Here is a 12,584-nt window from a genome sequence, read left to right as displayed (position 1 = left end):
ACCAATTTCTGTAGAAAATCGGATGTTTCGTGACGAGTTCACAGGCAGACACCGGGTTTTTGAATCCGCGCGCGTAAGTTCTATTTTCTCGTGAGTTGTGAATCGCCACAGTTGTTTATTATAATATCTTTGGCATAAATTTCAACCAGATGGATCGCGTTTCTATTATCATCCCAGCCCTCAACGAAGCGACTTGTCTGGAACGCACCCTCCGCCAACTCAGCATCCTTAATCCTCCCGCTTGGGAAGTGTTGGTGGTAGACGGCGGCAGTCAAGACGACACAGTGGCGATCGCACTTTCCGCCGGCATCCGCGTTATTTCTAGCAGTATAGCCGGACGTTCCCTGCAAATGAACTTAGGTGCCCAAGTCGCCACCGGTGAAATTCTGTGCTTTCTCCACGCCGATACTTTAGTTCCCGACGACATTGTAGCAGTCATCCAGAAAACATTGTCCGATGCCGAAATTGCCGGCGGCGGGTTTATCTCCCTGATGGCTGGTTCGCAGCAAACAAGATGGGGTTTTTCCCTGCACAATTACCTGAAAACTTATTACGCGCCGCTGTTATTTCGACCTCATTTATTTTTCAAAGGATTACGCCTGCTGTTTGGCGACCAAGTTATCTTTTGTCGCCGTACCGATTTTTGGGAATGCGCTGGTTTCGATGCCGCGCTGCCAATTATGGAGGAAGCGGATTTGTGTTTGAAGTTAGTGCTACGGGGGAGACTTAAGTTAGTCAATCGGGTAGTAGAAAGTAGCGATCGTCGAGTGGCGAATTGGGGCGAATTTAAAGCTATTGCGATCTATCTTTCGATTGGTTTTTTGTGGGGTTTTGGCGTTCCCCCAAGGTATCTCAAGCAGTTTTATGAAGACATCCGCTGAAACACAAAATTTGATTAAATTCCCAAAATGTACTGCCTGTAATTTTTGGGCAAAACTTTTTCCAACAGGTAAATAATCGCCCAACAACCTAACAAAGTCCCCGTCACTAAAAAGCCGAGCTTCAGCAGCGGATTTACCGGGTCAATAAACTTATAAAACACTAACAACACATATTTCACTACAGTCGAATCCAGGAGATATATAGGGAATGAATAAGCAGCCAATATTTTGACTAACCCCGATAATCTACTGGGAAGTGCAATACTCTTAGAAAATGCGAGGATAGATAATACGAACAAAATTGCGTATCCTTGAGCAGATAGTTTAAAAAACGAGCGGAGAAACCATGCCTCCGAATTAACTCCACTTTTCAGGTAATATTCCAAAATGCTAGCTAGATAAAAAAGGATCGTTGCCCCTAAAATTGGCATTTTTTTCCCTTCGAGAACAGGTTGAATTCTGTCGTACGAGGCACCCAAAAATAGACCAGTTGAAAATGGCAAAATCCAACTAAAAATCCAGCGCTCCATCACAGGTAGAGGTATTGATATGTATTGGAAAGCGGTTAAGTAGAAGAAGATTGTAAAAATAGCTTGAATTGTTAAGCCCACAGCCAAAACTTTTCGGGGTTCTAAAAATCTTAATTTCACGAGAAGCCACCACCAGCCGTAGCATTGAACAATCACAACGATGAAGTAATAGGGAGGCATCACTGAACCCGTCAAGATATCTCTGAGTAGTGAAAGTAAATCAAATTTTTGGATTTCTCCCAAATTATTTAAGATGTACACAGCTACTGACCAAAACAGATAAGGCGGTAGAATTTTTGACAGTCTTTTTTTGACTACCAGTGTGGGATTATTTTGATTTTCCAGTTTGTTGGTGAGAAAAAAACCGCTCAACAGTAAAAATGCTGGTACGCAAAATAGTTGAAATGTATCGATCGCGACAAATAGAATTCTGGTATCGCGAAATGTAAAGAACCCCGCATGAGTAATCACCACACTGACGATCGCTAAAGCTCGGATCAAATCAAATTCAGCGAACCTATTAGAAACTTTTTGCATGGTAACAATTAGATTGTAAAAATTAGAATCCAATTAGGAATTTTTTGTCTTATCAGTTTTCACCAAACTCTAGCATAAAATTTTATATTTGCTCCTATCTTCATAAAACTTATGTCGGCACAAATAAGTCACCGACTGCTGGGACTGAGGCATAAAGACTAGAAAGACTATTGCGAAAAAAAGTCTACCTAATTTAGGTAGACTTTTAGAAATGTTCAAGCAATGAGTTCACTGTGGGCTAACCGTTGTTGTGATGGATGTGCGACGCAGAAACACTATCCAACTGATCGCGCCCGTTGCGGATCACGCGCAGCATATCGCTCAACTTGTGCTCGATATTATCGAGCACTTGGTCGGCATAATCATCGGCTCCGTTTTGAATTTCCTCGCATTCAGCCATCGCCCTGACTCTCATCTCTTCCAATTCCTCTTGAGCCTGGTAGCGAATTTGTTCGACTTCTGTCAGCGTGGCCTGCTGAATTGCCTCGCAGTCGAGCAAAACTTGCTGTCGCAACTGATCTGCCTCTATCTTCGCCTGCTGAAGCAGGCCCATATCGTTTAAAATTTCTGCTGCTCTCTGTTCTGCTGCTTCTATCACTTCCTGAGCGTAAAGTTCCGCCTCTTGAAGCAAGTCGTCCTTGTGCCGGATGATCGTCTCGGCTTCCTGAAAGGCGATCGGCAAATTTAGCCTCACCAAGTCTAACTGATCGAGCAACTGTTCTTCATCCACCAGAGTGCGTCTGGTCATGGGAATTCGCGGACTGTCGAGAACAATTTCCTCAAGCCGGTTCAATTCCCGCTGGATGTCTACTCCTGCGGTTCGGGTGGGGTCTCCGAAGGTGGCTGTGTTCTGAGGTGATTCGTTCTCAGTGCCGCGTCCGGTAGTGTCGGGTTCGATGCGAGTTGGTTCCTGCTGGCGTAACATTTGTAAATATCTAGGGCGACGTGTTTCGGAACAAGATGATCTACGGAGCCACCAAACTTGGCTATTTCTTTAACTACACTACTACTTAAAAAGCTGTACTCGTTAGAAGTTGCCAAAAAAACTGTTTCAATTTCACCCAGAAGGGTTTTATTGGTGTGGGCCATCTGGAGTTCCATTTCAAAATCTGTTAATACCCGGAGCCCCCGCAGCAGCACTTTGGCTTGTCGAATCTTAGCATAGTTTACTGTCAAACCCTCAAAACTGTCTACTTCTACATTTTGCAAGTGTTGGGTAGAGCGCCGGATCTGCTCGATCCGTTCCTCTACGGTGAAGAGAGGGGTTTTGCTGGGGTTTCTGACTACGGTAACAATTACCCGATCAAACAGTCTAGATCCCCGCTCGATAATGTCTGCGTGACCGAAGGTAATGGGGTCAAAGCTGCCTGGATAGATTGCAATCACGAGTTTGGCTCAACGAAGTGGGGGGAGTGGGGGAATGTGGCATAAGGGGAGAGAGAGCGGGGGAGTGGGAGAGTCTATTATCCTTGTATCCGTGTTAATCCGTGTAGTGCCTTCCTTCTGACAACTGACAACTGTCAACTGTCAACTGTCAACTGTCAACTGTCAACTGTCAACTGTCAACTGTCAACTGACATCTACTTTTTCATGGAATGAGCTTTGTAAAAAGTTTCGAGGCTTTGCTTGTCGCCCACAAACCGCCAATGCCAAGGCTCGTAACTGACGCCTTGGCGATTGTTTTTCGGGAAGGACATTTCAAAGCTGAAGGCGACGGCGTTGGCTTCTAACCACTTGAATGCTTCGGTATTTTCAAAACTGGGACTGAGGTTGTGTTCTGGGGCGGTGCCGTCGCCGATGTCGATCGCATAACCGGTGTGGTGTTCGCTGTAACCTGGAGGGGCGCTGACTTCGGCTCGCTTGCTGGCGTTTTGCCTGCGTTCGGCTTTCACGTCAAAAAATACGTGCTGTTGGTCTTGCAGGGAGCGAAAGCCGGATATGGGAGCGAAATAGATGCCTGATGCCGCTGCGGCGTTGACCATTTCCTGATATTTTGCTGCTGCTGAGGAGCGGAGTTTGACGCTACCGTCGGAGGTGACGCCTACCAAGTCTTTGGCTGGTGCTTCTGGGTACGGCAAGTGTCCCAGCAGGTTTTCTGGGATTGCGGGGACTTTTGGGGTGGTAGCAGGACTCGCGACAGACGGAGACGCGGAACTGGTGGGCGCTGGGTTTTGTTGAGTTTGCTCGGCCTGACTGGTGGCTGGGAACAAGTTAAAGTTGAGGTGCAGCCAGATGCTGACCCCAAAGGCTAGTGCGGCCAACCCTAGCAGTTTCCAAATCAGCCCTTTTTTCTTAGACTGACTCTGCCCTACTTCTGGGTATGGGTGATCTCGCACTGCTTCTGGAATTTCGTCGGCGACAAGCTCCGAGGCTTGCGGGGGTTTTCTTGACAGACTAGCGTTATCCAAGCCAGCTCCACTCCTGCACTTCAATAAGGCTCAACGTTACAAATTGTAGACTGATATGGGCGATCGAACAGCTACAATTGCCGCTGAGAATATATCATCTCTTTCTGACTTCGCCCCGTCCCATCCGCCAACTCTCGCATCTGTTGCTTGGGCCCACAGTCGATCGTCCCTGCGAGGTCGAACTGGTTGGCGCTGGTGGCGCTGGTTTATTTTAAGTGTAATTTGTTACTATTCGACAAAATCCAACAATTCTTCGATCGACACATCAAACGTCCGCGCCAATTTTAGCAGAGCACCGATGTCAGCCATTGCCATACCGGGCGATCGGGCATAACTTTTAACAGTATTGTAGGATACCCCGGAGCGATCGGCTACTTCGTTTAGCGATCGGGCTTCGAGCGCCGTTAAGGTCTAATTAATAGCTTAAAGCTCGATCGCCCAAAATCAAACATTACCAACTTCCGCAAACTCTGCAGCACTAACAGAATCTTTATCTTCCCCTTTATCCCCTTCATCAACTACAACAGATAACTTCAATCCCAGAGCATTTAGCCAACTTGCCAAAGCATAAATTGTCGCACTTCCTTCTCCCGACAACAAAACATCTAACTTTTCCAAATGCAATTTAGCATCCTCAGCAGACATATTTGGTTCGCCCAGAGCCTCAAATACATCTCGAAGTGCTTTTCGCATGATTCCTAATTCCAAATCGCCTTCTTCCTCCTCAAAAATCTCTGTGAGATAGCCCGCAGAATATGCCGGATCTTTGAGATTTGAAATTTTATAGGGGTGATAAGGTAAGCTCTTAGGCATTGTCATTGTCTTAACTCCTGTAATCTGTCCAGTATGTTTTAGCCTTGCGGATATCTTGCTCTTGAGTGCTTTTATCCCCGCCTATCAACAAAAGTACAATTGTTTCTTCTACTTGTCCAAAATAGACCCGATAGCCGGGGCCGTAATTTATCCTCAACTCATAGACACCTTCTCCGACTGCTCGATAATCTCCGAAATTTCCAGTCCCAACTCGATCGAGTCGCCGGTCAATCTTAAATTTTGCCTTGAGATCCCGCAGGGAGTCTAACCACTCGGAGAAAGGAACTTTGCCGTCTGGCGTGGTATAACGCTGAATATCTCTGGGTTGTACTTCCATAAAGTCGATCGAACTTGCACCCTCATCTTAATATCGGCGATCGCCCCCCATCAAAGCTTCTTCACCTGGGCAAACTCAAAATCACCGATCGAAAGAAACTCTGCCGTCAGGCGTGGTGTAACGCTCAATTTCACGCTTGTTGCGCTTCCATAATCTTGATTCTAGCGACGATCGCACTCCAATCTTACAGCCCCGCCCGATCGGCCCTTGACTTCATGCGCTACAATTATTAAGAAATCTTTAGTTAGATCCGTTTAACGTTCCAGACGCATTATGAGTCTTCCCATTCGCAACGTCGCCATCATTGCTCACGTCGATCACGGCAAAACCACCCTTGTGGACGCTCTCCTCAGACAGTCCGGGATCTTCCGCGAAGGGGAAGAAATCCCAGATTGCGTCATGGACTCCAACGACATCGAGCGCGAACGTGGCATTACCATCCTTTCCAAAAACACCGCCGTCAGGTACGGAGAAACCCTGATCAACATCGTCGATACCCCCGGACACGCGGACTTCGGCGGAGAAGTCGAACGAGTTCTCGGCATGGTTGACGGCTGTCTGCTGATCGTAGACGCCAACGAAGGCCCGATGCCGCAAACCCGCTTCGTGCTCAAAAAAGCTCTAGAAAAAGGACTGCGCCCGATCGTCTTTGTGAATAAGATCGATCGCGAGCGAGCCGACCCCCACAAAGCCGTCGATAAAGTTTTGGATCTGTTCCTCGAACTAGGTGCTGACGACGATCAGTGCGAATTTCCCTATCTCTTCGGTTCCGGCTTAAGCGGTTACGCCAAAAAACACCTGGAAGACGAAGGGGTAGATATGAAGCCCCTCTTTGAAGAAATCCTCGACCACGTACCGCCCCCCGTAGGCGACCCCAACAAGCCACTGCAACTGCAAGTAACCACCTTAGATTACTCAGAATACGTCGGTCGCATCGTCATCGGTCGCATCCACAACGGTACGATTAGAATCGGTCAACAAGCAGTCTTAATCACAGAAAGCGGCGCGATTGTCAAATCAAAAATTACCAAATTGATGGGCTTTGAAGGTCTGAAGCGGATTGATATCCCAGAATCTTCTGCTGGTAATCTTGTCGCCGTTGCCGGTTTTGCTGATGCGTATATTGGCGAGACAATTACCTGTCCCAACGACCCGCAAGCGCTGCCTTTAATCAAAGTAGACGAACCAACTTTGCAGATGACTTTCTCTGTGAACGATTCGCCGTTCTGCGGTCAAGAAGGAAGTTTTGTGACATCTCGGCAAATTCGCGATCGGCTAATGCGAGAACTCCAAACTAACGTCGCCTTGCGCGTAGAAGAAACCGAATCTCCCGACAAATTCCTCGTATCCGGCCGTGGCGAACTCCACCTCGGAATCCTGATCGAAAATATGCGTCGCGAAGGATACGAATTTCAAGTATCCCAGCCGCAAGTAATCTACCGCGAAGTCGGCGGTCGTCCCTGCGAACCCTTTGAATGTTTGGTGTTAGACGTACCCGAAGAAGCAGTCGGCGGCTGCATCGAACGCCTCGGTCAGCGGAAAGCAGAAATGCAAGATATGCACGTCAGCAGCACCGGTCGCACCCAAATCGAATTTTCAGTCCCCGCTCGCGGTTTGATTGGATTCCGAGGCGAGTTCATGCGCTTGACTCGTGGCGCTGGAATTATGAACCACAGCTTCCTCGACTATCGCCCCCTCGGTGGAGAAATTGTCGCCCGTCGCAACGGAGTATTGATTTCCTTTGAAGAAGGAGTTGCCACTACTTATTCACTGAAAAATGCTGAAGACCGTGGCGTATTTTTCATTACCCCCGGAACCAAGGTTTACAGAGGGATGATTATCGGAGAAAACAACCGAGATGACGACATGGAGCTGAATATTTGCAAGTCGAAGCAGTTGACAAACCACCGCGCATCTGGCGGTGAAGAATTGGCGCAATTGCAAGCGCCAGTCGATATGAGTTTGGAGCGCGCTTTGGAGTACATCGGTCAGGATGAATTGGTGGAAGTAACACCACAATCAATTCGCTTGCGGAAGGTTTCTAAGAAGTTGGTCAAACGCTAAAACAATTTGTAGGGTGCGCATTGCGCACCTTACTGGTGAAACGCTAAAAAAGCTTGTAGGGTGCGCATTGCGCACCTTACGTTTTATTTGCAGTAAAAACCTGCCAGAAATTAAAAAATTATATATTATCCAATTGTGCTTTGGTTATTTCACTTAATTTTCCACTTAGAAGCTGATATTTATCGGTAGGTACTTCCCCCAAAGCCTTTAAACACCATGCAAATAAGGTTCTCAGAGAAGCACAAGTATTCGGATCGGATAAAACGTTTTCAACATTAAGACCATCGAGAATTTGGCCGCCCTGTTCCTTTTCATTAAATCCCGAATATATCTGTTTTAGTTTACCTTTGGGATGGCGAATCGTTTCCACATCTCCCTCGTAATCGGTTAAGCTGGTTCCTAATACTGCATTGACGGTAGCAGCATCAGCGAAGTAGTATGCTTCTAGCATATTAACTAAAAAATGAACTGAGGCACGGTGTTTTTGGTCGCGTAAAATAGGATCAAGTGCCTTTCGGTAGCGCTCAAAAATTTGTTGTGCTCGATCGGTTCGATCGTATTCTAGGTCATCCAGTAGCAGGACATAAGTACATGGATCTTTTGATAAGTAACCTCTTGCTGGGTATCCAATTCTTTCAGCATCCTTATTAGGAATGTTTGCACCACTTCCAACCATCTTAGCTTTTTTATTTGAAGTTATTACGTCTAGCTGCTCAACCTTGCTAATAACTTCAAAAGAGCAAATACCCAATTTCGTTAGACTTCTAAATAACTTGGGAATGTGTTCCTCTTCCGTTTTTCCTGTTACCAGCAATCCAAACTTGAAAAAATAACAGTGCTGGTCACTCGTAGTATCGTGACTATTCATTAACTTGCTACCTCTAATGCAGATTTACTTTGAGGCGCAATCATCTCAGCCATATATAGCGATCCAGTAGCATATTCTTCTAGTAAATCTTGGATACCTTCTATCTCACTGATCCTTTTGAGGACGGTTTTTCCTTCCTTGTCAAGTTCCGCAGTCAAAATATTTTCTGGTTCAAATTGACTAATTAATACAGGTGAATGAGTAGCAATAAAAACCTGCTTATTCCATTTTTCAGTAGCGAGTTTTACAGCTTTAGCAAAAACAGCTAAAGCCCAAGGATGAAGCGAGATTTCAGGCTCATCAAATAAAATTAGTGAATAACGATTCTGTCCTTCAGAGAACAAAGCTGTGAGATTAATCAGCATCTGGAGATGACCGTCAGATACTCCTGATGATCGAATTGGTTTGCGCCGTCCTTTTTCTAAAAAGTTGCCATAGACTGTGTATCGACCTGTTTGTTCAAAAAACAGATTATCAAAAGCTGGAAAGCTCTCTTGCATGAAACTGATGATTGTATCGTACCGTTCATCAATGACTCGCTTATCATGTAAATTCCGCAAAACTGACCATAAATTCTCGCATCTGTCTTGTAATCGCTCTCCCGAATCAGATTCTGAACCAAATCGCTTTATCTTGAACAAAGAAGCTGACCGGGAGTTATAGTTGCGAACAACGCGCAATAAGTTGTCTATGTTAGAGGCAGCGGGTTCGCTATTCTCAAATGCTACATATCGGCTTAGGGCTAATTTCTCTGGTTCTCTGAGTGTAATGAATTCTAATTCTTGCAGGTCTGTAAGATAAACCTGAGCTTTGTCACTGCCTATAATGCGAACAATCAATTGATTATCATGATCGGAAAAAAGCTTTTCTCCCGCAAAAGGTTCGATTCTACCTGAAGAATAACCAAATGAAACTTCGTATTCACCCGATGGGGTTACAATTTTGATTGATATATTTTCCCCCTCATCGGCTCCATCCCAGAGCAAACCAATCCCATGATCTCTCTCAGAAGAAGCTAAATCAACACCCCTGATGGCACAGTCTCGCACAAACCAGATGGTATCGAGTAATGTAGTTTTTCCCGCTCCATTAGGGCCGAAGATAATGTTGAGAGGGTTGATTTGAATGTTTACATCTGCTAGAGAGCGAAAATTTTTGATGTGCAAATGAGTTAGTTGGTTTGACATAATGTGCTATTTATTTTATTATATATTTTTTTATCATAGTCTGCCTTTCATGTCAATTGGCAGCTCGGGCTTCTCCTCGGCGATCGGGCGATCGACTAACCGCCACAATATGTTTTAATTTATATTTGAGCAAAATCCAAACAAAACTAGCCATGAGTCCTAAATCAATAGCCGTAATCAACTTTAAAGGCGGTGTCGGAAAGACCACCGTCACTTGGAGTCTGGGAAATATTATATCCCAAGGAACCGACTTAGAAGTCTTGATGTTAGACTTAGATCCGCAAATGTCGCTCACAGAGGCGATCGGACTTAACGAAAATACAGGTCATTTAGATGACAAATTTGGTAAGTGGTACGAAAAATCTCTCAAGCATAGACTTACAATTTACGACGCCCTAGAAGTCTTTAAAAAAGCCGGACAGAATTTTAAATTTCCCGTTGGTTTCGACACCATTTATCAGATTGACGAACAGTTGCATTTTGTCCCTTCTGTTGAAGAATTGTATTGGTTGGATATCGATGGATTTGAGGGAAAAAGTGTTAAAGACTTCATCCGCAGATTCATCGGTAAAATCGCCAACTCTGCCAATCTCCCCAAATACGACTTGATGCTTTTTGACTGTTCGCCTTCCTTCAGTCTCCTCACCTACAGCGTACTCTCTTGCTGCGACTTAATATTAATTCCCGTCAATCCCGATTATTTTGGTTCTAGGGGATTGAGTTTAGTTTTAAACTCGCTTCAGAAACGGATTGAGCCTTATCCGTTTCCTAAGATAGCAGTCTTTATGAATAAAGCTAAAACCTATGGAGGATTGCTGACAAATGAAGTTCAGTTTTACATGAGAGAAGTAAAGAGACTTTGCGATGAAATATCAAAAGATAATAACATAGAAGTTAGATTTTTAGAATCGACGATTCGGGAAAGCGTCGGGCTAAAACGGGCGATTAATGAGGGAGAACTGCCGCGAGAATTAGTTAGAGAATTTGAAAAACTATGGCGCGAGTGTGAGGAGTATCTGAAATGAGTAAAAAAGAAATTTTGGCTGCTTCCGAGCAAGAAAGCGGGGGGTTAGTTGAGGAAATTGGCGAACTTAAGGAAATCTTGCGGGACGTTGCTCGAAAATTAACCCGGCTTGAGACTCAAGTCAAGCGGGGAGTGATTTCGGCTGGCTCAAAAACTTTGGATATTCCCAGGGGTGCTGATGTTAATAAACCTGTTAATTTATCGGCTGGCAATGTTCTAGAAGTTTATGAAGAACTGCGTTTACAAGCTAAGAATGGTAATGAAGAAGAGGTAAGGCAAAAATTGTTGGCAATGAGTGCAACTGACTTGAACTTGATGTGTTGCGAGTTAGGGATGCCGCCCAGCAGCAAGAATCCGTCCCGCAAAAAAATGTTCGAGCTAATTATTGGCAGAATTAAACAGAGTTTGAGGCTGTCGAGACATATCGACAGACAAACACTTTAGACAAACACTTTGAATCGGCCAAACAGCGAATTGGGCATTGGTAATAGCTTGGAGTTAGAATTTGCCATATCCCCGCAGGACTTTAAGAAGTCGGAGATATGAGGACTGAAGACTGTGAAAATTTAAAAGTAAGGAGATGATATTGACAAAATGCTTTTGAATAAATTATTGCGACTTAGTTCGATCGGTCTCATCTCGCTAACACTCTTAATCAGCTTGTTTTTGAGCCTTCACAGCCCTCCCCCAACCGCAGCCCAAAAACCAAGGATACTAGCGTTTACCGCCCTCCAGATGCGCGGCAGCGAGACCAGATCCAATTTATTTGCGGTCAATGCTACCAGTTCCGCTCGCCGCGAACTTGCACCTAATATAGATGTTAGCCCTACCCTAGTGTGGTCGCCCAACGGCCAGCGACTGGCTTTTGTTAGCGGATACACTGACATCTATACAGTCAATGCTGACGGTTCTCAACTAACTAAACAGTTTGCTGGGGATGGTTGCAAAGCAGCTAATTTTGCAATAGCTTGGTTTTCCAACAGCCAGAAATTGATTTTTGCCCGTTCTTGCGACGGGTTTACCTCTGATACTCCCGGCAGTCAATCACTTTATACAAGCGACACTTCTGGCATCCAAGGAACTAAATTAGTTAGGAATTTGGAAGTAGGAGGATATCCGCCTAGAACAGAAATTTCATCAGAATTTTACCTTTCGCCGGACGGTCAGCAGGTAGCATTGGTCAAGGATAAAAATATCTACAAAATGAAGGCCGACGGTTCGGGAATGACCCAATTAACTAAAAGTCCCGGCGAATATATATCTGGCGGCAGTCAACTTTTTTGGTCGCCCGATCGCACGAAAATTGCTTTCCTGTTCGGCGCTTATCCGAAACAGCAAATTTACACAATTAATGCCGATGGAACCAACCTCAAAAATTTGACCAACAACCCGCAACATGAGGTTTACAACGTCAAACTATTTTGGTCGCCCGACAGCAGCCGGATTGCTTACTATTACAATAAACCCGGCGATTCAGCAGGCGAACAGCAAGATATCTACCTGTTAGATATTAACCGGGACACAGCCAAGAATCTCACCCAAAAACCCAGAAACTACGACGAAATTTCGTGGTCGCCGGATGGCAAATTTATTGCTTTCGTCGCTGGAGAGTTCAATAATCAAAAACTCTACACAATCAATGCTGACGGAAACCAGCTAAATCAACTAGCTACCAGGCTAAAACCGTCGGAAATTTCAGAATTAGCTTGGTCTACTGACAGCCAGAAAATTGCTTTTATATTTAACGAAATCCAAGGAGAGAAAAGCAACTTGTATGTAGTTAATCGGGACGGTTCGGCATTGACTAAATTGACAAACGACCAGGATTTGAATGCTAGCAATCCGGTTTGGCAACCGCAGTAAAGTTAAGAGCCACAATATGCTGTAGGGGTGGATTTTAGCACAGATAAACCCAGCAGGGCGGGCTATCTTTGC

13 protein-coding genes and 1 pseudogene are annotated in these 12,584 nt (G+C 45.1%); 5 read left to right on the top strand and 9 right to left on the bottom strand.

Annotated features, from left to right (window positions below; all coding sequences use genetic code 11):
- The first annotated feature begins 149 nt into the window (after positions 1 to 149).
- Positions 150 to 881 carry a TIGR04283 family arsenosugar biosynthesis glycosyltransferase gene (locus tag QUA43_RS12365; RefSeq protein ID WP_333374191.1) on the top strand — a complete coding sequence of 244 codons (732 nt, stop codon included), beginning with the start codon at positions 150 to 152 and terminating at the stop codon, positions 879 to 881.
- A gap of 14 nt (positions 882 to 895) precedes the next feature.
- On the opposite strand, the gene QUA43_RS12360 is transcribed toward QUA43_RS12365, so the two are convergent.
- The 7 genes and pseudogenes from QUA43_RS12360 to QUA43_RS12330 all read right to left on the bottom strand — a co-directional run bounded on the left by QUA43_RS12360 (position 896) and on the right by QUA43_RS12330 (position 5,506).
- The gene (locus QUA43_RS12360) at positions 896 to 1,948 is read right to left on the bottom strand and encodes an acyltransferase (protein WP_333374189.1); all 1,053 of its coding nucleotides are present in this window, start codon (positions 1,946 to 1,948) and stop codon (positions 896 to 898) included.
- Between the two features lie 238 nt (positions 1,949 to 2,186).
- Positions 2,187 to 2,873, bottom strand: a complete 687-nt coding sequence (locus tag QUA43_RS12355) for a DivIVA domain-containing protein (RefSeq protein ID WP_333374187.1) — start codon at positions 2,871 to 2,873, stop codon at positions 2,187 to 2,189.
- A complete protein-coding gene (coaD, locus tag QUA43_RS12350) occupies positions 2,756 to 3,334 on the bottom strand; it encodes a pantetheine-phosphate adenylyltransferase (protein ID WP_333374185.1) in 579 nt (192 codons plus the stop codon). The genes QUA43_RS12355 and coaD overlap by 118 nt, the downstream gene beginning before the upstream one ends.
- 194 nt (positions 3,335 to 3,528) lie before the next feature.
- Positions 3,529 to 4,356: a M15 family metallopeptidase gene (locus QUA43_RS12345; RefSeq protein WP_333374184.1), complete on the bottom strand. Its 828-nt coding sequence runs from the start codon at positions 4,354 to 4,356 to the stop codon at positions 3,529 to 3,531.
- A 228-nt stretch (positions 4,357 to 4,584) separates the two neighbouring features.
- Positions 4,585 to 4,683, bottom strand: a pseudogene (locus QUA43_RS30835) (helix-turn-helix domain-containing protein); the annotation flags it as partial.
- Between the two features lie 117 nt (positions 4,684 to 4,800).
- A complete protein-coding gene (locus QUA43_RS12335; protein WP_333374182.1) occupies positions 4,801 to 5,175 on the bottom strand; it encodes a transcriptional regulator in 375 nt (124 codons plus the stop codon).
- A 4-nt stretch (positions 5,176 to 5,179) separates the two neighbouring features.
- Entirely contained in the window at positions 5,180 to 5,506 is a 327-nt protein-coding gene (locus QUA43_RS12330; RefSeq protein WP_333374181.1) for a type II toxin-antitoxin system RelE/ParE family toxin, read from the bottom strand.
- Between the two features lie 273 nt (positions 5,507 to 5,779).
- On the opposite strand from QUA43_RS12330, the gene typA reads away from it, so the two are divergent.
- Entirely contained in the window at positions 5,780 to 7,570 is a 1,791-nt protein-coding gene (typA, locus tag QUA43_RS12325) for a translational GTPase TypA (RefSeq protein ID WP_333374180.1), read from the top strand.
- 118 nt (positions 7,571 to 7,688) lie between these two features.
- On the opposite strand, the gene QUA43_RS12320 is transcribed toward typA, so the two are convergent.
- Both QUA43_RS12320 and QUA43_RS12315 read right to left on the bottom strand, forming a co-directional pair.
- Entirely contained in the window at positions 7,689 to 8,438 is a 750-nt protein-coding gene (locus QUA43_RS12320; protein ID WP_333374178.1) for a hypothetical protein, read from the bottom strand.
- On the bottom strand, positions 8,438 to 9,625 hold the full coding sequence (locus QUA43_RS12315) for an AAA family ATPase (RefSeq protein ID WP_333374176.1): 1,188 nt from the start codon (positions 9,623 to 9,625) through the stop codon (positions 8,438 to 8,440). Before QUA43_RS12315 ends, QUA43_RS12320 begins: the two co-directional genes overlap by 1 nt.
- Before the next feature lie 152 nt (positions 9,626 to 9,777).
- Between QUA43_RS12315 and QUA43_RS12310 the strand changes: the two genes are divergently transcribed.
- The 3 genes from QUA43_RS12310 (at position 9,778) to QUA43_RS12300 (ending at position 12,512) form a co-directional block, all read left to right on the top strand.
- The gene (locus QUA43_RS12310; RefSeq protein WP_333029965.1) at positions 9,778 to 10,650 is read left to right on the top strand and encodes a ParA family protein; all 873 of its coding nucleotides are present in this window, start codon (positions 9,778 to 9,780) and stop codon (positions 10,648 to 10,650) included.
- Complete coding sequence (locus tag QUA43_RS12305; protein ID WP_333374175.1) at positions 10,647 to 11,093, top strand: hypothetical protein; 447 nt, start codon at positions 10,647 to 10,649, stop codon at positions 11,091 to 11,093. Before QUA43_RS12310 ends, QUA43_RS12305 begins: the two co-directional genes overlap by 4 nt.
- A 150-nt stretch (positions 11,094 to 11,243) precedes the next feature.
- Complete coding sequence (locus QUA43_RS12300) at positions 11,244 to 12,512, top strand: hypothetical protein (RefSeq protein ID WP_333374174.1); 1,269 nt, start codon at positions 11,244 to 11,246, stop codon at positions 12,510 to 12,512.
- The last annotated feature ends 72 nt before the right edge of the window (positions 12,513 to 12,584 follow it).

Source organism: Microcoleus sp. N9_B4 (assembly GCF_036701635.1).
Classification (GTDB): domain Bacteria; phylum Cyanobacteriota; class Cyanobacteriia; order Cyanobacteriales; family Microcoleaceae; genus Microcoleus.
Note: the sequence above shows the minus strand (reverse complement) of the source record. Positions and strands in the feature narration are given on the sequence as shown.

Coding starts and splice junctions, on each gene's coding strand:
- QUA43_RS12365 (WP_333374191.1), top strand. CDS start 150: ATGGATCGCGTTTCTATTATCATCCCAGCCCTCAACGAAGCGACTTGT.
- QUA43_RS12360 (WP_333374189.1), bottom strand. CDS start 1,948: ATGCAAAAAGTTTCTAATAGGTTCGCTGAATTTGATTTGATCCGAGCT.
- QUA43_RS12355 (WP_333374187.1), bottom strand. CDS start 2,873: ATGTTACGCCAGCAGGAACCAACTCGCATCGAACCCGACACTACCGGA.
- QUA43_RS12335 (WP_333374182.1), bottom strand. CDS start 5,175: ATGACAATGCCTAAGAGCTTACCTTATCACCCCTATAAAATTTCAAAT.
- QUA43_RS12330 (WP_333374181.1), bottom strand. CDS start 5,506: ATGGAAGTACAACCCAGAGATATTCAGCGTTATACCACGCCAGACGGC.
- typA (WP_333374180.1), top strand. CDS start 5,780: ATGAGTCTTCCCATTCGCAACGTCGCCATCATTGCTCACGTCGATCAC.
- QUA43_RS12320 (WP_333374178.1), bottom strand. CDS start 8,438: ATGAATAGTCACGATACTACGAGTGACCAGCACTGTTATTTTTTCAAG.
- QUA43_RS12315 (WP_333374176.1), bottom strand. CDS start 9,625: ATGTCAAACCAACTAACTCATTTGCACATCAAAAATTTTCGCTCTCTA.
- QUA43_RS12310 (WP_333029965.1), top strand. CDS start 9,778: ATGAGTCCTAAATCAATAGCCGTAATCAACTTTAAAGGCGGTGTCGGA.
- QUA43_RS12305 (WP_333374175.1), top strand. CDS start 10,647: ATGAGTAAAAAAGAAATTTTGGCTGCTTCCGAGCAAGAAAGCGGGGGG.
- QUA43_RS12300 (WP_333374174.1), top strand. CDS start 11,244: ATGCTTTTGAATAAATTATTGCGACTTAGTTCGATCGGTCTCATCTCG.